At 59.5% G+C, this 18457-nt stretch carries 18 protein-coding genes; 14 read left to right on the top strand and 4 right to left on the bottom strand.

Annotation, left to right across the window (positions count from 1 at the left end; translation table 11 throughout):
- From cydX to WBK19_RS00980, 6 genes are all read left to right on the top strand, one after another.
- Positions 1–135 carry a cytochrome bd-I oxidase subunit CydX gene (gene cydX, locus WBK19_RS01005; protein WP_494647515.1) on the top strand — a complete coding sequence of 45 codons (135 nt, stop codon included), beginning with the start codon at positions 1–3 and terminating at the stop codon, positions 133–135.
- Positions 119–436 carry a cyd operon YbgE family protein gene (locus WBK19_RS01000; protein WP_511286112.1) on the top strand — a complete coding sequence of 106 codons (318 nt, stop codon included), beginning with the start codon at positions 119–121 and terminating at the stop codon, positions 434–436. The genes cydX and WBK19_RS01000 overlap by 17 nt, the downstream gene beginning before the upstream one ends.
- A gap of 8 nt (positions 437–444) precedes the next feature.
- Entirely contained in the window at positions 445–813 is a 369-nt protein-coding gene (locus WBK19_RS00995; protein ID WP_511286110.1) for a NifB/NifX family molybdenum-iron cluster-binding protein, read from the top strand.
- On the top strand, positions 797–1282 hold the full coding sequence (locus WBK19_RS00990; RefSeq protein ID WP_511286108.1) for a DUF2141 domain-containing protein: 486 nt from the start codon (positions 797–799) through the stop codon (positions 1280–1282). The genes WBK19_RS00995 and WBK19_RS00990 overlap by 17 nt, the downstream gene beginning before the upstream one ends.
- 19 nt (positions 1283–1301) lie before the next feature.
- On the top strand, positions 1302–1691 hold the full coding sequence (locus WBK19_RS00985; protein ID WP_511286106.1) for a DUF6858 family protein: 390 nt from the start codon (positions 1302–1304) through the stop codon (positions 1689–1691).
- 417 nt (positions 1692–2108) lie between these two features.
- The gene (locus tag WBK19_RS00980) at positions 2109–4595 is read left to right on the top strand and encodes an MASE3 domain-containing protein (RefSeq protein ID WP_511286104.1); all 2487 of its coding nucleotides are present in this window, start codon (positions 2109–2111) and stop codon (positions 4593–4595) included.
- Between the two features lie 320 nt (positions 4596–4915).
- Here the strand turns inward: WBK19_RS00980 and WBK19_RS00975 are convergent, their stop codons facing one another.
- The gene (locus WBK19_RS00975) at positions 4916–5890 is read right to left on the bottom strand and encodes an arsenic resistance protein (RefSeq protein WP_511286102.1); all 975 of its coding nucleotides are present in this window, start codon (positions 5888–5890) and stop codon (positions 4916–4918) included.
- 126 nt (positions 5891–6016) lie between these two features.
- Between WBK19_RS00975 and WBK19_RS00970 the strand changes: the two genes are divergently transcribed.
- Genes WBK19_RS00970 through WBK19_RS00945 form a run of 6 tightly spaced genes read left to right on the top strand, consistent with a single transcriptional unit; the run spans position 6017 to position 11589 of the window.
- Positions 6017–7231, top strand: coding sequence for an efflux RND transporter periplasmic adaptor subunit (locus tag WBK19_RS00970; protein ID WP_511286100.1), 1215 nt, complete (start codon positions 6017–6019; stop codon positions 7229–7231).
- Between the two features lie 9 nt (positions 7232–7240).
- Positions 7241–8461: an ABC transporter permease gene (locus WBK19_RS00965; RefSeq protein WP_511286098.1), complete on the top strand. Its 1221-nt coding sequence runs from the start codon at positions 7241–7243 to the stop codon at positions 8459–8461.
- A 4-nt stretch (positions 8462–8465) separates the two neighbouring features.
- Positions 8466–9176, top strand: coding sequence for an ABC transporter ATP-binding protein (locus WBK19_RS00960; protein WP_511286096.1), 711 nt, complete (start codon positions 8466–8468; stop codon positions 9174–9176).
- Between the two features lie 17 nt (positions 9177–9193).
- Complete coding sequence (locus tag WBK19_RS00955) at positions 9194–9928, top strand: DUF4395 domain-containing protein (RefSeq protein WP_511286094.1); 735 nt, start codon at positions 9194–9196, stop codon at positions 9926–9928.
- Between the two features lie 18 nt (positions 9929–9946).
- Positions 9947–10369: a hypothetical protein gene (locus WBK19_RS00950; RefSeq protein WP_511286092.1), complete on the top strand. Its 423-nt coding sequence runs from the start codon at positions 9947–9949 to the stop codon at positions 10367–10369.
- Between the two features lie 17 nt (positions 10370–10386).
- Positions 10387–11589 (top strand): NrdH-redoxin, encoded by a 1203-nt coding sequence (locus WBK19_RS00945; RefSeq protein WP_511286090.1) that lies wholly within the window; start codon positions 10387–10389, stop codon positions 11587–11589.
- 53 nt (positions 11590–11642) lie between these two features.
- On the opposite strand, the gene hflX is transcribed toward WBK19_RS00945, so the two are convergent.
- The 3 genes from hflX to WBK19_RS00930 form a co-directional block, all read right to left on the bottom strand.
- A complete protein-coding gene (gene hflX / locus WBK19_RS00940; RefSeq protein WP_511286088.1) occupies positions 11643–13001 on the bottom strand; it encodes a GTPase HflX in 1359 nt (452 codons plus the stop codon).
- A 142-nt stretch (positions 13002–13143) separates the two neighbouring features.
- Positions 13144–13758 (bottom strand): response regulator transcription factor, encoded by a 615-nt coding sequence (locus WBK19_RS00935; protein WP_511286086.1) that lies wholly within the window; start codon positions 13756–13758, stop codon positions 13144–13146.
- Complete coding sequence (locus WBK19_RS00930) at positions 13755–15836, bottom strand: PAS domain S-box protein (protein ID WP_511286084.1); 2082 nt, start codon at positions 15834–15836, stop codon at positions 13755–13757. Before WBK19_RS00930 ends, WBK19_RS00935 begins: the two co-directional genes overlap by 4 nt.
- Positions 15837–16305: 469 nt before the next feature.
- On the opposite strand from WBK19_RS00930, the gene WBK19_RS00925 reads away from it, so the two are divergent.
- Positions 16306–17490: a diguanylate cyclase domain-containing protein gene (locus WBK19_RS00925; protein WP_511286082.1), complete on the top strand. Its 1185-nt coding sequence runs from the start codon at positions 16306–16308 to the stop codon at positions 17488–17490.
- 80 nt (positions 17491–17570) lie between these two features.
- The gene (locus WBK19_RS00920) at positions 17571–18104 is read left to right on the top strand and encodes an Hsp20/alpha crystallin family protein (RefSeq protein WP_511286080.1); all 534 of its coding nucleotides are present in this window, start codon (positions 17571–17573) and stop codon (positions 18102–18104) included.
- Positions 18105–18457: the final 353 nt, after the last annotated feature.

The following is an 18457-nucleotide window of genomic DNA, read 5'->3' as shown; positions in this document are numbered from 1 at the left end:
ATGTGGTATTTCGCCTGGGCGCTCGGTATCGGCTTCGCCGTACTGCTCGCCATCCTCAACGCCCTCTGGGGCGACAACGAAGAAGCCCGTCTCGCCTCGCTGCGCCCGACCACCCCCGATGACCAGCCAAACTGAAGCGCAATCAGGCGAGCCGGACAAACCCGGCCTGGCCTGGCTGCCCTTGTTGCTGGCCCTGCTCATCCTCGTCGTCATGACGATTCTGCCCGGCATGGCCACTGACGCCGCTGGCGCGGCCGATCACACGGCCGCCACGCTGTTGTTCGGCGCAATGAGCGCCGGCTTTGTGCGCGGCGTCGGTTTCGTCCCCCGCAATCTCATTGGTCGTGTCCTGCTCTCGGGAGCGGCGACCGTCATTTTCTTCCTGCTGGCCTGCCTGCGTTTGATGCAGAACGGACGGCTGCCCCCCATTTTCTAGGAAACATCATGCAAATCGCTGTCACCAGCCAAAACCGGAAAAACATTACCGAACACGCCGGCAAATGCCGCAAATTCTGGCTTTACGATATTGAAAAAGGCGCCGTCACCGACAAGCACCTCGTCGAACTCCCCATCGAGGACAGTTTCCACGCTCGCCAGCACGGCATGGCCGACGAACTGGCCAGCATCAATGTACTGATCACCGGCAGCATGGGCAACGGCCTGTACCACAAGCTCATGCAACGCGGTATCCTATCCGTCATAACCCTCGAAGAAGACCCGGACAGCGCCGTCAGCGCCTTCCTGGACAACAAACTCGACCGCCTGCCACTCCCCGACAACACCCATTGCCAAGGCCATGAACATCACCACTAAACCCCGTAACATCACCCCGCTTCTGAGCCGCCGCTCGACCCCGCGCCTGCCCATTCAGGGCCTGCTGCTCGGCTGCCTGCTCGCCGCCGGCCATAGCCAGGCCGACGAGAGCCGACTGGTCGTCAACCTGCTTGGCGTGCGCGACGCCACCGGCAATCTGCGCGCCTCGCTGTACCGCGAACCGGACACCTTCCGCAAGGAAGACAAGGCCGTGCAAGTTGTTTCACTACCGGCCGCCAAGGGCGACGCCAAACTCGTCTTCACCGGCCTGCCACCCGGCCGCTACGCCGTCATGGCCTATCACGACGACAACCTTGACCAGAAACTCAACCTGCGTTTCGGCATGTTCCCGACCGAAGGCTACGGCCTGTCCAACAACCCGAAAGTCATGGGGCCGCCCAAATTCGCCGACAGCGCCTTCGACCTGACCGGGCCGGAAACTGCCATCAACATCAAGCTTGCTTATTAATCACCGCACAGGAAAAGCCATGAAACAGACCATGCTCCAGGAAAAATATCCCATCTTCGTCGCCGAGATCGCCAAGACCGAAACCACCCACAACACCGTCGATTCTCTTGTCGCCTACTACAAGGGCAAGATCGCCGAGAACCCGAAAGTCCATTTCATCGACGTCTTCGACCACTACGCCCACACCAGCAAAATAGGCGGCCCCATCGTCGAAGGCATGAAGGCCGCAGTCGACGTCATTTTCTGCTTCGGCTTCGCCATCCCGACCCCGCAAATGCTCGCCGTCCGCCCCCGCTCCATCGGCATCGCCGACATGGGCGACAAGTACGTCATCAGCTTCATGGAAGCGCCGATGCAACCGGCCAACGAAGCCATGGAAGCCTGGACCCTGGCCCTGCGCGACGCCTGAGTCGTCACCCGCCACAAGCAAAAACCCCGGCGCTGTCTAGCCGGGGTTTTTGCATTTCAATTTTGGATGTTTTTCCCGGTTGACCGTAGAAAGCCTGGTTGGCTGCAGCAATCCCGATTACTCGACTACCCAATCGAATCGTCGATAAGCAGCCGAAATCACATCATTGGCGTACCTGTGTCGGCGGAAATTGAGTGCCCTGAAGAAACGTTCAGGTTTTTTCAATCAAGGTCAGCACCGCAGCCAGAACAGTCACCCAAAATGTCATTCAAATCAACTTCGAGAGGCCGGTATTCGGGATCAATCTGCCACTCAAATGGTTCGAATTTCGTGATTCTGTTCATGTACGAATGACCTAGTCTCTCGGCAAGGTTTCCGAGATAATGGAGCGACAAAGATTGAGTAACTGATCGACACATGCAGATTCAACCGCTGACCTCCGATGTTTCAATTAAGCAAATTGAGGATGCCGCAGTCAGGGGCTGGTTAGTCGACTGGTCACCGGAAGTGTTATGGGTAGCCAGCCTTACACTCATTTTGGTATTTGGCCAGATGCTTCCGGCGGCAAAGCTCTTTGACTCCCCCTCAAATTACTTGCCGCTGCATACTTTTCTCGAATTCATCGCTATGGCAGTTTCTGCGATGGTATTTGCGCTGGTGTGGAACCTCCGACACCAAGGAATAAACAGTCATCGAGTCATACTCGGTGCCGGATTTCTAGCTGTTGCCATCGTTGATTTTGCTCACGCCCTGTCTTATGCGGGAATGCCGCCTCTGCTAACACCAAGCAGTCCGGAGAAGGCAATCAACTTTTGGCTGGCTGGCCGTTATATCGCAGCAGGAGCGCTCCTCGCCGTGGCTTTATTGCCGCCAAGGCAATGGCCATCTGTAACCTGCAACGCAGTTATTGGATCAGCTCTCGCCCTTGCCGTCACGATCTGGTGGGTTGGCTTAGCCCATGCAGAGTGGCTCCCGCATACGTTTATTGAGGGTCAAGGACTAACGGGATTAAAGATCGGTTTGGAATATCTTCTTGCTGCAATCTACAGCATCGCAGCCATTCGTCTTTATGTAATTAGCCGTCACACCGAGAATAAGGATTTGCGTTGGCTCGCGGCTGCCGCTTGGATTCAGGGGCTGGCCGAAATGTTCTTTACGATCTATGCAGACGTAACCGACGTTTTCAATCTGTTAGGCCATGTATACAAGGCAATCGCCTATGTGATGATTTATCGCGCCTTGTTTGTCGCGGGAGTCTGGGCACCATATCGTGAACTCGATATAGAACGTTCTCGGCTGCGGCAGAGCGAGCACGACCTCAGGTCGATCCTCGATAATCTGCCATCGATGATCGGCTACTGGGATGCAAGTTTACACAACCGGTTTGCCAATCACGCCTACGCCACCTGGTTTGGAATCAATCCCGAACAGATTCCCGGCAAGCATATCCGTGACGTCATCGGCGAAGAGCGTTTCCACCTCAACCAGCCGTACATCGAGGCCGCGTTGCGAGGCGAGCCGCAGATTTTCGAACGTGATATTCCCGCGCCAGACGGCTCGATCGTACGACATTCCCAGGCGCATTACATTCCGGACGCACAGGACGGAGAAATACGGGGCTTTTATGTCCTAGTGTCAGACATTACTCCCCTCAAGGCAGCTCAGGCCGAACTTGAGAATCACCGAAACCACCTCGAAGGGCTCGTCAAAAAGCGCACTGCCGATTTGGAACGAGCCAGGGAAACTGCCGAAGCTTCCAATGTCGCTAAGAGCACTTTCCTGGCTAACATGAGCCACGAACTGCGTACCCCGATGAATGCCGTCATCGGCATGACCGAACTGGCATTGCGCCACGCGAGCGACCCGAAACTAATCGGCCAACTGACCAAGGTCACGAACGCCTCCCATCATCTGCTTCACGTCATCAACGACATCCTCGACATTTCAAAGATCGAGGCCGACCGTTTGACGCTAGAAAAGCGAAATTTCAAGCTTGGCGAAGTTCTGGAAAGTCTCATGAGTCTGATCGGCCACCGGTTCCAGGAGAAGGGGATCGAGCTACGGGTCGATTTACCACCAGAAGTCGCTCATCTATCGATGCAAGGTGATCCCCTTCGCCTCGGCCAGATCCTGCTCAACCTCATAGGCAACGCGCTCAAATTTACTACACACGGATCAGTCACCGTCTGCATCCGGGTGGCCGAAGAAAGCCCGGACAACGTCATGCTGCGCTTCGAGGTACAAGACACCGGCATTGGCATTTCAGCAGAGGATCAAAAACGCCTCTTTACTGCCTTCGAGCAGGCTGATGGCTCCATGACGCGAAAATATGGAGGTACGGGCCTGGGGCTGGCGATCAGCAAGCGGCTTGCGCATCTGATGGCTGGCGAAATCGGAGTCGAGAGCCTGCTGGGTTCGGGAAGCACGTTCTGGTTCACCGCCAGGATGGATAACGCGACAGAAGTCGCTATGCCGGCACGGTCAAAAAACATTCGTTCCGCAGAAGAACGTCTGCGAACCGAACATGCCAACACACGCATTCTGTTGGTGGAGGATGAACCGATCAATCAAGAGGTCGCAAGGGAACTGTTGGAAGAAGTTGGTATGGCGGTCGATCTAGCCGAAGACGGAAACAAAGCCGTTGCGCTGGCTAAACAAAACCGTTATGCCCTGATCCTGATGGATATGCAGATGCCGAACCTGAACGGCGTTGACGCGACACGGGTGATCCGTACCCTGCCCGGATACCAGAACACCCCGATTCTGGCCATAACGGCCAACGCATTCGACGAAGATCGCCAAGGCTGCCTGGAGGCAGGAATGAACGACCATCTCGCCAAGCCGGTTGACCCAGAACGACTGTTCGAGATTTTACTAAAGTGGTTGCCTGTATCTCAGGCCTGAACCATCGAAAAATCATGCCGGCTTGCAGAAGTTTGCGGCCAATGGGTATGCAAATTTTATATGTGGCATTTTTTGCACAATGCCTTCTCTGAGCATGCCGACGCCGAACGGCAGATGACAGGGTGGCCCGGCCGTTGGCTATTCATGTGCGATCTTGTCGGAATCAGTCTGAAACTCTCATTCGCTGCGCGAAGCTGACTGTCTCTTGATGGCCCCATGCAGCCCGATGACGGGAGAGAGATCAGGAAGAAGCTTTCCAGGAGTCATCCGGACTAATATGCCGCAGATGACCACGGAACATCGCACCCGACGGCGCAGCATCAGCCCTGAGCCGGCTTTTTCCCGAACAGCGTATCGGTCAGCTTGACGTACCAAGCCGCCGATTGGACCTGGATGATGTAGGCCAGCGTGATGACCAGGGCGGCGTCGGAGGCGGCGCTGCCGAAGGCGTTCATGGCCAGGGCCAGGGCGATCGACAGGTTGCGCATGACCGTACCGTACACCAGCGCGATGGCGTCGCCGCGCGGCAGCAGGGCTTTGGCGACGAGGGTACTGAGCAGGTAGTTTATGCCGTAGAGGGCGAGCAGCGGGCCGACGAGTTGCAGCAGTTCGGCCGGCTGTGCGGCGAGTTGCTGGGCCTTGAGGGCCATGGCAACGAAGACGATGCCGAGCACGCCAAGCGTCGAGAAGGGCGGGAATTTCGGCCCCCATTCGGCCTGGAAAGCCTTCTGGCCGTGCTTCTTGAGCAGGTAGCTTTGCGTGAAGTGGCCGGCGACCATGGGCAGGAAGACGATAAAGACGATCTGCGAAAACACTGCCCACAGATCGACAGGCACCGTCGCGCCCATCAGCCATTGAACGTAGAACGGCGTCGCCAGCGAACCGAGGATCAGGCCGAGCACCGTCATCTTGACGGCTGCGCCGAGGTTGCCGCCGGCAAACCCGGTCCACGAAATGGTCATGCCCGAGGTCGGCAGCAGCGCGGCGAGCAGCAGGCCCATGGCGTAGTACGGCTGATTCGGGAAGAAATACTGGCCCAGCCAGAAGGCGACAAAGGGGATGATGCCGAAATTGATCAGCTGAGCGAGCAGTTGCGCCTTGCTGTCGCCGCCTTCGAGCACTTTGGTCAGCTTGAGCGTGACCATCATCGGATAGACCATCAGGAAGGTCAGCGGCACGATCAGCGATTTGAGCCAGCCAGTCGGCGCCAGCAGGCCAAAGCCGAAACCGAGCACCATCATGACCGGAATGGCGAGGATCAGATTCTTTGAAACAAAGGACAAAAACTTCAGCACGATGCTCTCCAGAAGCCCCGCAATGGCTTTCGGTTACATAAGCAAACAATTATACACCTCGGGTTTGCTGTCATTCGTTTAACATCAGCATTTGCTAATTTTTATTCAGAAAAGCCCCGCCCACCCATGACCCGCCTCCTCCGTTCCCGCCGCAGCCTGCTCGTCATAGCGGGCATTGCCATCGTGGCCTTGCTTGTTACCGGCTATGCCGGCTGGGGTGGCGAGCGCATCGTGGTTGCCGTGGCCGAACGCGGCGAACTGCGCCAGGCGGTGGTGGCCAGCGGCCGGGTGCGGACGCCGCAGCGCATCGAGGTGGCAGCGCAGATCAGCGCCCGCGTCGTCGCCGTCAAGGTGCGCGAAGGCGATGCCGTGACGGCCGGCCAGACAATGATCCAGCTCGACGACACCGAATGGCGAGCGAGTGCCGCCCAGGCCCGGGCCAGCCTGGCGCAGGCCGAAGCCAAACAGCGCCAGCTCGACCGCCTCGGCCGGCCGGTGGCCGAGCAAAGCGTGCAGCAGGCGGAAGCCAACGCCCAGCAGGCGAAGCGCCAATTGGAGCGGGTCGGCGAACTGGTTGCCAAGGGTTTCTACAGCACCGCCCAGCTCGACGATGCCCGGCGCAACGCGCAGGTCGCCGACAGCCAGTGGCAGGCCGCCAAATTGCAGCTGACCAGCAACCAGCCGGGTGGCAGCGAGGCGCAGGTGGTGCGCAGCAATGTCGAGCAGGCGCGCGCCGCGCTGGCCGTGGCCGAAGCGCGCCTGACCTACGCTACGCTAACGGCACCAGGTGCCGGCCGGGTGCTGACGCGCAATGTCGAAGCCGGCGACATGGTGCAGCCGGGCAAGGTTTTGCTAACCGTGGCGCCGAAGGGCGATACCGAACTGACGGCGCAGATCGACGAGAAAAACCTCGCTCTGCTCCAGCTTGGCCAGACAGCACTGGCTTCGGCCGATGCCTACCCGGGCGAACACTTCAAGGCCGAGGTCACTTACATCGCCCCGGCCGTCGATGCCCAGCGCGGCTCGGTCGAAATCCGCCTGCGCGTCGCCGAGCCGCCGGCTTACCTGAAGCATGAAATGACCGTTTCCATCGACATCGCCTCGGCCCACCGCACCGACACGCTGATCGTGCCGGCCGATGTCATCCGCGACCAGGCGTCCGGCCAGCCGTGGGTGATGGTGGTGCGCGATGGCGTGGCGCAGCGCCAGCCGGTCAAGGTGGGCATCCGCGGTGCCGGCCGGGTGGAAATCCTCGATGGCGTCGTTGCCGGGGAAGCGCTGGCGGCGGCCAGCCAGATACTGGCCGAGGGTCGCAAGGTTGTTACGGTCAACCGAAAATAACGCCAAAAAATGAAATCCTGGATGCCTTTCGAGTGGATCGCCGCCATCCGCTTCCTGCGTGAGGGCCGCATGCAGTCGCTGCTGATCATCGTCGGCGTCGGCGTCGGGGTCGCCGTCATCGTCTTCATGTCAGCCCTACTTTCCGGCTTGCAGGCCAATCTGGTCAAACGCACGCTCAGTTCGCAGGCCCACATCGTCCTCCTGCCGCCCGAGGAAATCGCCCGGCCGCAGTCGCCGGCGGCCAGCATTGCGCTCCGCCTGCAAAAACAGGCCCAGCGCCTCCGCTCGATCGACCAGTGGCAGCAGATTCAGGCCCGGCTGGAAGTCTTGCCGGAAATCGCCGCCATCTCACCGATTGCCTCCGGCCCGGCCTTCGTCGTGCGCGGCGACGCCAACAAGGCGATCACCCTGCTCGGCATCGACCCGGTGCGCTACAGCGGCGTCATCGCCCTGCCTGAACGCATGGTTGCCGGCCAGTTGCGCGTCGGCGCCGGCGAGGCGGTGATCGGCATCGAACTGGCCAAGGACCTGGGCGCCGACATCGGCGACAAGATCCGCGTCACGACCGCTGGCGACGCCACCGAAACCTTCACCGTCACCGGCCTGTTCGACCTCGGCAACAAGGGCGTCAATGCCCGCAACGTCTATGTCAGCCTGCGCTCGGCGCAAAGCCTGCTCGATCTTGTTGGCGGCGTGTCGAGCATCGACATTTCGCTGCACGACATCGACGAGGCCGAACGGCTGGCCAGCAAGATTGCCGCCGAAACCGGGTTGACCGCCGACAGCTGGATCAAGACCAACGCCCAGTTCGTCACGGCGCTGACCTCGCAGCGCGTGTCGAGCAACGTCATCCGCTTCTTCATCGGCCTCTCGGTCGCCTTCGGCATCGCCAGCGTGCTCGTCGTCTCGGTCATCCAGCGCGCCCGCGAAATCGGCATCCTGCGCGCCATGGGCGCCTCGCAGGGGCAGATGCTGCGCATTTTCCTGCTGCAAGGCGGCATTGTCGGCTTCTTCGGTTCGCTGCTCGGCTCCGGTCTGGCCTGGGTATTCCTGATGCTCTGGCGGCTCATGGCGCGCAACCCGGACGGCACGGCGATGTTCATCATCGGCGTCGAACCATGGCTGGTCGCCATCGCGGCCGGTGGCGCCAGCCTGGTCGGCATTCTCGCTGCCCTGCTGCCGGCCCGGCGGGCGGCTCGTCTTGATCCGGTGGTAGCAATCCGTGGTTGATACCGTGACCAATCCCGTCCTCCAGCTCACCGGCATCCGCAAATCCTACGGCAGCGGCGAAACCGAAACCGAAATCCTGCACGGCATCGACCTGCGTCTCGAACGCGGCGAATTCGCCGCCCTGATCGGCCCCTCCGGCTCCGGCAAAAGCACCCTGCTCAACCTCATCGGTCTGCTCGACCGGCCGAGCGGCGGCCAGCTTTTCATCGACGGCCAGGAAACCGGCCAGCTCGACGACACCGGCCTGACCCGCCTGCGCGGCCAGCGCATCGGCTTCGTTTTCCAGCACCACCACCTCATTCCCGCCTTCACGGCGCTGGAGAATGTCGCCATGCCGCTGCTCGTCGCCCGCGGCCGGCCCGACGCCGACATGTTCGCCCAGGCCGGCACGCTGCTCGACCAGGTCGGCCTCGCCGAGCGCAAGCAGAACCTCGCCAACCAGCTCTCCGGCGGCCAGCAACAACGCGTCGCCATCGCTCGCGCCCTGGCCATGAGCCCCTCGCTGGTACTCGCCGACGAACCGACCGGCAACCTCGACACCCATTCCGCCGACGACGTCTTCGCCCTGCTCCGCGAGGTCAATACCCGGCTCAATACCACTTTCCTGATCGTCACCCACGACCGCCGCCTGGCCGCCCGCTGCGACCGGATCATCGAAATGGTGGACGGCGACATCGTCGCCGACGACCGGGTTCACGATAAATTACCAGCCTGACCACGACGGACACCACCATGCACAAACTGCTTACCTTCGGCGAACAGATCAACGGCTATGAGGTTCCCGTCCTCAACGAGCGGGAAGTTCGGGCCAGCGCCGGCATCCTGTTTTTCCTGGCCCTGATCGCCTTCATGAACGCCTGGCTGGTCGGCGACTTTCGCTTCACGCGGGTTTTCGTCGTCGCCTTCCTGATCGATTTCAGCATCCGCGTCTTCATCAACCCGAAATACGCTCCCAGCCTCGTTCTTGGCCGCCTCATGGTGCGCCGGCAGCAGCCCGAATACGTCGGCGCACCGCAAAAGCGCTTCGCCTGGGCCATCGGCTGGACGCTGGCGCTGGCCATGCTGTTTCTGGTCGTCATCAACCGCGTCATCGGGCCGGTCAACCTGATCATCTGCGCCACTTGCCTGCTCCTGATGTTCTTCGAATCAGCCTTCGGCATCTGCCTCGGCTGCAAGATCTACAACCTGTTCAGCCGCCGTCAGGCCCAGCTTTGCCCCGGCGGCGTTTGCGAGACGCGAACGGCCTTGCCGGTCAGCCGCGCCCAGATGGCGGTGACCGCGCTGTTTTTCATCGGCATGGTGTTCATCGGGCGCGCCCTGTTGAACGACGCCCGCGATACCGAATCCCAACCGGCCGCCGTTACGACACCCGAAACGGCCCAGCCCGCCAGCGATTGCACGCCACCTGATTGGGCGGTCGCCATGGGCCATGCCGACAAATGGAAGCTGCACCACAACTGCAAATAACCTGAAAACGGACAGAACATGAGCTCCCGCCAAAAACTCATTGCGACTTTCGCCATCGCCCTCATCGGCCTCATTCCGGCACTTTCCCAGGCCGCCCCGCCGACCGTCGAAATCATCGCCATGGCCCATCCGCCGGTACAGAGCGCCCTCAAACCGCTACGCGAATGGCTGGCCGGCCAGGCTGGCAAAGTCAGAGTCGTCGAAATCGACGCCGAAAGCCCGACCGGCGAGAAGCGTCTCGAAACCATCGGTCTCAAAGGCCACGTCCCCATCGCCATTCTGATCGACGGCAAGACTGGCTTCCAGCGCAAGAACGGCAGTGCCGTCAATTTCGTCAACTTCCCGGCCGTCAAGGAAAGCCCGGCCGGCATACGCGGCGACTGGCTGACCGAAGACGTGCAGGCAGCGGTGGTTGAGCGTTTGGCCAAGGCCGGGCGCTAAGCTCCGCGCCGACAAACATGTTTCCCCGCCTCCTTTTCGCCTCCCTGTTCAGCCTGTGCCTCGCCTTCCCGGCTTGGGCACAGGGCGAGGTTGATCTTTACCTGTTCTGGTCCTTGCGCTGCCCGCACTGCCTTGAGGCGCGGCCGCAGGTGCAGGCGCTGGCCGCAGAGCAACCGTGGCTACGCCTGCATGACCAGGAAATCACCCAGTCACCAGAAAACCTCGAACGCTTCGTCACCATGGCGCGCCAGCTTGGCGAGGAGGCGCAATCCGTCCCGACGCTGATATATTGTGGCCGCATGGAGGTCGGCTGGGATGAACGTCCGGAAGCCCAGGCGGCCCTGCTCGCCCGGCTAAAAGCCTGCCGCGACGGCAGCAGCGAGACCGCGAAGCCGGTTGCCAGCGAGACATTGAACCTGCCGCTGATTGGTGAAATCGACCCAGCGTCAGCCTCGCTCCCCCTGTTGACCTTGCTGCTGGCCGGGCTGGATGCCTTCAACCCCTGCGCCTTTTTCGTGTTGCTCTTTTTGCTGTCGCTGCTCGTCCATCAGCATCAGCGCCGCCGGATGCTGCTCATCGGCGGCGTCTTCGTCGCCTTTTCCGGGCTGATGTATTTCGCCTTCATGGCTGCCTGGCTCAACCTGTTTCTCGTCGTCGGCAGCCTGCCCTGGGTCACCGCCGGCGCCGGGCTGGTCGCCTTGCTGATCGGGGCATTCAACATCAAGGATTTCGTCGCTTTCAAGCACGGGCCTTCGCTGTCGATTTCGGAAGGACGCAAGGCCGATATTTTTCAGCGCGGCCGGCGCATCCTGGCCGCCGGCAGCCTGCCGGCCATGCTGGCGGCGACCGTCGTGCTAGCCATTGCCGCCAATTTCTATGAACTGCTGTGCACGGCTGGCTTCCCGATGGTGTTCACGCGCCTGCTCACCCTGCGAGAGCATGGCCTCGGCCAACACTACCTGTATCTGGCGCTCTACAACGTGATTTACGTTTTGCCGCTGCTCGTCATCGTGCTCGCCTTTGTCCGCTCGATGGGCAGTCGCAAGCTCAGCGAACGCGATGGCCGGCTGCTCAAATTGCTCTCGGGGCTGATGATGGCCGGCCTCGGCGCCATCCTGCTAGTGGCGCCGGAACGCCTCGACCAGCCGGCAGTGGCGCTGGCCTTGCCGGCCATAGCGGTGGCGCTGACCTGGCTGGCCAGGCGCTACGGGCAATTCTGATTTTGGCCGTTTTTTCCGGTTGACCGTAGCAATCTCAAAATCGCTCTGGCACCTCAGTTCCGGACCTGCGCGAACTGCTCGCGCAAATCCTCGACAACAACGCTTGCGCCGCGCACCTTGAAGAATGCGCCATCGTTGTCGGCCCGCTCTTCCAGCACCTCGCAACTGGCAAAAATTTCCTTGCGCAGCTGCTGTGCCGACCACGGCAGAAAAAGCTCGGCCTCGACATGATCGCTCTGGAAAAAGGCGATGATCTTGAGGCGCAACGCGGCCACTTCCTCCGGCCGGCGGGCGCTCATCACGACGCAATCGGGATACTTGGTCCGCAAGGCCGCTTCGCACTCGGCCTGCGCCTCGGCATCGCCAACGTGGTCGATCTTGTTGAAGATGCGCAGGCGCGGCACGACATCGGCGCCGATTTCTTCGAGCACCTTGTCGGTCACTTCCAGCTGACGCTCAAAACCGGGGTCGCTGGCGTCGATGACGTGGAGCAGCAGCGAGGCATCGAGCGCTTCATCGAGCGTCGATTTGAACGAGGCGACGAGGCCGTGCGGCAAATTCTTGATGAAGCCGACCGTGTCGCTGACCAGCACACGCGGCACGCTCTCCGGATACAACGCGCGGACGGTGGTGTCCAGCGTCGCGAACAGCTTGTTGGCAACCAGCACTTCGCTGCCGGTCAGCGCCCGCATCAGTGTGGACTTGCCGGCATTGGTGTAGCCGACCAGCGCGACGGCGGCCTGGCTCTGGCGTTCTTGACGACGAGCCCGCTGCGTCTTGCGCTCGGCTTCCATAGCGAGGATTTCGAGTTGCAGTTCGGCGATCCGGTCGCGGATCTTGCGTTTATCGAGTTCAGTGTGCGACTCGCCGGCGCCACGGCCGCCAACGCCACTCCGCTGCCGACCTTGCGAGCCAGCCAGCTTGGCGGCCTCGCGCAAGCGTGGCGCCATGTAGCCGAGGCGGGCAATTTCCACCTGCGCCTTGGCAGCCCGCGAACGGGCATTGCGATGGAAAATCTCGAGGATGACCATGGTCCGGTCCATGACCTCGCAACCGGCCTCGATTTCGAGGTTGCGCGCCTGCGACGGCGAAATTTCGTGGTCAACCAGAATCGCGTCGATCTCCGGCAGATTCGACTCGGCCAGCGACAGCACCTCATCGCCAGCTTCGTCAAAAATCGGCTCGCCGTGCACGAAAGCGCGGATTTCCTGCCGCTTGCCGACGCCCAGATAACCCGTCGTATCGAAGCTGGTGCGCTTCTGCACGAAGGTATGAACAACTTTGAAGCCCAGCGTCTTGGCCAGTTCGCGCAGTTCGGTCAATGACGCCTCGAACTCCATGTCGCTCACGTTCGGCAGTTGCACAGCCGCCGCAACGGCGATCCTGAGTTTTTGTTCTACTTCCGTCTGCATCCGAAATTATTTCTCTTGATTGGTCAAAGGCAGATAGTACCCGGCAATGGAGGGCTTGCCCGCATTGAGTCGACACCGGACACCTGCGGGAATATGCCGATTCGCGGGAATTCGCCGAGATACCGCGGCAAGTCCAGCTGATTCAATTCAAACCAAGTTCGATGGCTTTGAGCATTCTCGCCAACTCGATCAACGAATTCGTGCCGGTCTTGTGCATGACTCGCGCTTTATGAATTTCGACGGTCCGGTGACTGATCCCCAGGCAACGGGCGATTTCCTTGTTTGCGAGTCCCTCGACCGCCAGCGTCATCACCTCATGTTCGCGCTCGGTCAGCGTGCGCAGGCGATCTGCTGCTGATTGGTTCTCTTCGACCAAGGCGCTAATTTTTTCGCTTTCAATCAACGCCGCTTCAACGCTCGTGATCAGTTCAGCCACCCTGATCGGCTTGACCAGAAAATCGATTGCTCCTGCCTTGATGGCTCGCACGCTCATCGGGATATCGCCATGCCCGGTCAGGAAGATCAGCGGAATGAAAAGATGGCGCTTGGTCAGCTCGGCCTGAAGTTGCATGCCATCCATGCCCGGCATGCGGATATCGACGATGGCACAACTCCGGGGAACGGCCTGACAGACAGCCAGAAACGCTTCGGCACTATCGAAGGTTTCTACCGCAATTCTTTCCCCTTCCAGCAGCAAGGAGAGAGCATCCCGGACAGCCGGGTCGTCATCGACCACGAAGACGGTTGGGCGATTCATGGTGCAAAGGGCAAGGTGAAATGGAAAGTGGCCCCGGGGCCTGAATCCACTTCGGCCCAGAGTTGCCCGCCGTGTGCCTCGATCAGGGCACGACTGATCGCCAGCCCCAATCCGATGCCATCCGGCTTGGTCGTAAAGAACGGCTCGAAAATTCGATGCACCGTTTCCGGATCAAGGCCGGGACCCGAATCGTGAACCGTAACGTGGGCCAGGCTTCCCCCACCCGTGGTTCGCACCGAAATCGTAATCGAAGCCTCGGAGACCCCGGCACCGCGCATGGCGTCTACGCTGTTCTGGAACAGGATGACCAGAACCTTCTGCAGCTGCAGGCGATTTGCCAGAACGGGGCGAAGGCCCTGTTCCAGCTCAATAATCTGCCGAAAATCGGCATAGCCACCTTCCGCCGCCAAGCTCAAAGCTTCGAGCACCACCTTATTGATATCGACAGGTTCGGATTCGGTTTCGCCTCGATGGAGAAAAGCCAGCAGTTCATGTAGAGTCTGCCCCGCCCGTTGCACCTGATCGACCGCACCGTTCAGGGCATGCGTCAGCCTCTCCCTATTTACCATCGTCTCGGAAAGCATGCGCAAAGCAGCCTCGCTGTAGGCAGAAACAGCCACCAGAGGCTGGTTGAGCTCATGGGCAATGGCGGCTGCCGTGTGCGCTGCTACCTGTTGATTGACCAACAGTTCCATCTCGCTGCGCCGCTCTCGTGCCGCCATCTCCAGTTTCTTTTGCTCAGAGACATCCTTGATCGTCCCGGTAAAACGCACGGGACGCCCGTCGATGAGGGATACCCGGCCATTGGCCACAACATGACGGACGGTGCCATCCTGACGATTGATGACGCGATATTCCGCCAGATATTCGCCACTCTCCATTGGATCGAGCGCCCGATCGACCGCCGCCTGGGTTGCGGCACGATCATCCGGATGAACGCCGGCCATGAATTTTTCGAAGGTCATTTCCTCCGTAGGAGAAAACCCCCACAGCTCGCGTGCGCGTGAATCCCACTCATGCGTCCCATCAGCAATGCCATGGTCAAAGACACCCAGGTTTGCCGCCTCCTTGGCAAGGCGCAAACGCCGCTCATTTACCTGCAGTTGAAGCTCTGCAAGCTTCCGTTCGGTTATGTCGGTGTGGGCGATGACCGCGCCGTACCCATTCAAACTTATCGGCGTCACACTCATGCTGAACCAGCGCTGATCATCGCCCCAATGACAGGCGTATTCGTGGCTGAAGCCGCGCAGGCAACCGGACAGAACAGCCCCGATTCCATTCCTCACGGCGAGCGCACCTTCAGAAAAGCGGCCAGTGGCAGTCTCGCAGACAGCAAGGTAATTGGCGCCAACACCAATCTTTGGAGCCGGACAACTCTGATCAACACCATTTTCTTCGGCAAACCGTTGCCAAGCCGAGTTGACTGAAATGATGATGCCATCCCGGTCCAGAACTGCAATTTCCGAAGGAACGGAGTCGAGGATATCCCTGCTGAATGCCTCACTCTTGCTCAGGGCATCTTCAACCCGCTTCCAGTCAGTGATGTCAGCGATCGAGATGAATAGCGTCAGGCAGCCATCAGCCCCCTGTTGACGCCGGCAATCCAGATGCCCGACAACCGCCTCGTGATCAGCCCGCCAGAACAGCAAATCGAGCGATTCGTTCTCGTCTTTGCCCAGCGCGCTGGATCGGTGCGATTGCCAGCGTTGTCGGTCGCTGGGGACAATGTACTGATCAAATGGGCAGTTCAGGAGTTGATCGCGCTCAACACCGAGCATGCTGGCAACGGTCAGATTCGCTTCGGCGATGAGCCCGCTATCTGTCAGCGTCAAATAGCCAACCGGCGCGAAATCAAAGAGAACCACATAGCGGTCCAGTAATTCCTGTTGAGCTTCCTGCGCCAGGCGGAGACTCTCGTTCTGCATCTCCAGTTCGATTTCATGTACCTGGAGTTCGTGCAAAAGTCTTTCCGGACACCAGCCAGCCCGCCGCTCCACGCAAGCATTGGCGAGCCTGGTTTCGGCTTCAGCCCTGAGGGTCTGAATCTGCGGAGAAGGAGGCAACCGATGTTCGTTCATTGACGCAATCCTGATTCGGCGCAACACCCCAGGGAGGCCACCTGATACGCCCCGGAAAGTATCCGGGATGCCTGGAAACTCGGTGCATGCGCAGAACCAACGTAGGCTATGGTCATCGCCAAGTCAATTGATATTTGAGGCATAAGGGGTTGCCCTTACGTGCTCGCGCTTATATGTGCCGCCGACGAATATTCATAGCATTCACCATTCCCCTTTCGTTGCAAAAACCGAGGGCGGAGGGAAAGCCCGTGCAGTAACGCGAACACCATCTCAGACATGAGGGAGCGCAATCATGGACAGACGAGTCACCATGCTCAATGAGCGATTGGACCATTCGCCCCCTCCATCGCTGACAGGGCGAAGGTATGGCAAATCCGGGCAGGTCGCCGAACAGGGTCTCCTGATTCTCGACCTCTGCGGTGCCATCCGCTATGCCGACGACAACTCGGCCAGCGTTCTGGGCAGTTCAATGCAACGCTTGCTGGGCCGCCATGTTACCGAACTGATCCCTGCACTTCCGCTGAATCCAAACGGCTGTGGCTACAACGTGGCCTTTGTCAGTTTCCATTTTTCGGGGGGGCAGTGGTGCAACTTTCAGGCTACGCTCAGCGACGGTAGCAGCCTCGACATTGGCCTATCAATGGTGTTTCTGAACTGGGATGGGCTATCGCCGATATTTCTGGGCCGAATTCACCGACTGGACCACCTGCCCAACGCCACCGACGATGATTTCAAACGCCTTCAATGTGCCCTCGACGAGAGCGACGAGATGGCGTTCATTACCAACAGCGATGGCGTCATTCAATACGCCAACCGCCGATTTGAAGCGGCGGGCGGCTATCGGCCAGGTACGCTGTCCGGACTGTCTCTCAGCAACCTGGGGGCTGATGTCGATACCAGCCATATCTTCCAGGCGATCAACAGCAACATCCACCTTCGCCACCCTGCAAAACTGCCGCTTGCCCTGCACAAGGGTGACGGAAAGCCCTGGTACCACGAAGCCTCGATCAGGCCATTCCTCAAAGATGACGAACACCTTACCCATTTCGTATTCACCTGCAAGGCTGTCGGAAAGCAGCAGCAAAAATTGAATGACCTGGCAAGACTTGCCAACCACGATTACCTCACAGGCCTGCCGAACCGGCGTCTGTTCCTTGATCGATTGGGCCAGGCCATTGCCCGGGCAGCACGCAGGAAGGGACATTTTGCGGTGCTCTACATGGACCTCGACGGGTTCAAGGAGATCAACGACCACGAAGGCCACGCCAAGGGCGATGCGGCGCTAAAAAGACTGGGCCAATTGTTCGCCACCTGCGTACGGGATGAAGACACCATGGCAAGAATCGGCGGGGATGAATTTGCCTGCATTCTGGCCGATGTGACAAACCCCGCGGATGCCTGGAAAGTGTGCGAAAAAATTCTCGCCGTCAGCAATCAGGCATCGGCTGATCGATGTGATGGTAGCCAGGACACCCCGGCACCAGGCATCAGTATCGGTGTCGCCATCTACCCCGACGACGGGAGCGAAGAAGGAGCCTTGCTGCACGCCGCGGACCAGGCCATGTACAGCGCCAAGCGGGCTGGCGGAAACCGCTGGCTCTCATGCCCGCAGAAGGCACGGCACAATCAGGTGGAGATAAATCCTGGTCCCTGAGCGATGCCGCCAAATTCAATTCATCCGACATAGGTGCTCGCCCGTATTTATTTCAATACCAGCCAGTGGTCGAATGAAAAGTGGCGATTGCCTCAGCAGAAGCTGAGAGACCCGAAATTTTTTTGAATGATGTTTTTTCAACCACCCTTGCATGGAGAGAAATCATGAATCTGGTCAAGTGGAACCCATTCAATGAACTGGAAGATATTTCGAACAGCCTAAACAAGTTTTTCGGTCGTCAGGTTGCGCCACATGGATCGGATCTCGGAATGCTGGCTCAAGCTGACTGGGCGCCGACGGTGGATATCAGCGAAACGGACGATGGCTATCTGATCAAGGCAGAGATCCCCGGGGTCAACAAGGAAGACGTCAAAGTCACCGTTCAGGATGGAATGCTGGCCATCCGCGGGGAGCGCAAGCAGGAGAAAGAGGAAAAAGGAAAACGCTTCCACCGGATTGAACGCTCCTTCGGCAGCTTCATGCGCAGCTTCCGGCTACCCGACGATGCAGATGAGGGCGGCGTATCCGCCGAATTCAAGGATGGCCTGCTGAATGTCTCCTTGAAGAAGTCGGCCAAGGCCAAACCGAAGTCGATTGACATCGCAGTTTCGTAATATTTTTTTGCAACCATGATCACCGGACCCGGGCTGCGATCCGATGGTTGACCGGTTCTCGCAAAAAGGGAATTCGCATGTGTGACACGACGCACAGTGTGGATCGCAATGAGACCCATGAGGAATTCGTTCAGCGTGTCAGTACCGTGTTTCCGGAGGATCGAGTCAGAACCTGGTCAAGGATGGAGCGCGGCGTGTTCAATTACCTGATGAGTCAGTTGATTCACAAATACAGCTACGGGTCGATCAGTAACGAAATGCTCTATCAGTGTCATGACAAATTGCTCGAGACGGTCCAAAGCTTCAAGGGGGATCAATACTAGATCCGCCAGAGGCGATTGATCAGGGAGATG

This window comes from Azonexus sp., from assembly GCF_049652925.1.
GTDB lineage: Bacteria > Pseudomonadota > Gammaproteobacteria > Burkholderiales > Rhodocyclaceae > Azonexus.
This window is presented reverse-complemented; position numbering and strand designations above follow the sequence as displayed.

What these genes read in the sequence shown, in the direction of transcription:
- hflX (WP_511286088.1), bottom strand. Translation starts at nt 13,001, where the DNA reads ATGCAGACGGAAGTAGAACAAAAACTCAGGATCGCCGTTGCGGCGGCT.
- cydX (WP_494647515.1), top strand. Translation starts at nt 1, where the DNA reads ATGTGGTATTTCGCCTGGGCGCTCGGTATCGGCTTCGCCGTACTGCTC.
- WBK19_RS00970 (WP_511286100.1), top strand. Translation starts at nt 6,017, where the DNA reads ATGACCCGCCTCCTCCGTTCCCGCCGCAGCCTGCTCGTCATAGCGGGC.
- WBK19_RS00935 (WP_511286086.1), bottom strand. Translation starts at nt 13,758, where the DNA reads ATGAATCGCCCAACCGTCTTCGTGGTCGATGACGACCCGGCTGTCCGG.
- WBK19_RS00995 (WP_511286110.1), top strand. Translation starts at nt 445, where the DNA reads ATGCAAATCGCTGTCACCAGCCAAAACCGGAAAAACATTACCGAACAC.
- WBK19_RS00925 (WP_511286082.1), top strand. Translation starts at nt 16,306, where the DNA reads ATGCAACGCTTGCTGGGCCGCCATGTTACCGAACTGATCCCTGCACTT.
- WBK19_RS00990 (WP_511286108.1), top strand. Translation starts at nt 797, where the DNA reads ATGAACATCACCACTAAACCCCGTAACATCACCCCGCTTCTGAGCCGC.
- WBK19_RS00950 (WP_511286092.1), top strand. Translation starts at nt 9,947, where the DNA reads ATGAGCTCCCGCCAAAAACTCATTGCGACTTTCGCCATCGCCCTCATC.
- WBK19_RS00965 (WP_511286098.1), top strand. Translation starts at nt 7,241, where the DNA reads ATGAAATCCTGGATGCCTTTCGAGTGGATCGCCGCCATCCGCTTCCTG.
- WBK19_RS00980 (WP_511286104.1), top strand. Translation starts at nt 2,109, where the DNA reads ATGCAGATTCAACCGCTGACCTCCGATGTTTCAATTAAGCAAATTGAG.
- WBK19_RS00930 (WP_511286084.1), bottom strand. Translation starts at nt 15,836, where the DNA reads ATGAACGAACATCGGTTGCCTCCTTCTCCGCAGATTCAGACCCTCAGG.
- WBK19_RS00945 (WP_511286090.1), top strand. Translation starts at nt 10,387, where the DNA reads ATGTTTCCCCGCCTCCTTTTCGCCTCCCTGTTCAGCCTGTGCCTCGCC.
- WBK19_RS00955 (WP_511286094.1), top strand. Translation starts at nt 9,194, where the DNA reads ATGCACAAACTGCTTACCTTCGGCGAACAGATCAACGGCTATGAGGTT.
- WBK19_RS01000 (WP_511286112.1), top strand. Translation starts at nt 119, where the DNA reads ATGACCAGCCAAACTGAAGCGCAATCAGGCGAGCCGGACAAACCCGGC.
- WBK19_RS00985 (WP_511286106.1), top strand. Translation starts at nt 1,302, where the DNA reads ATGAAACAGACCATGCTCCAGGAAAAATATCCCATCTTCGTCGCCGAG.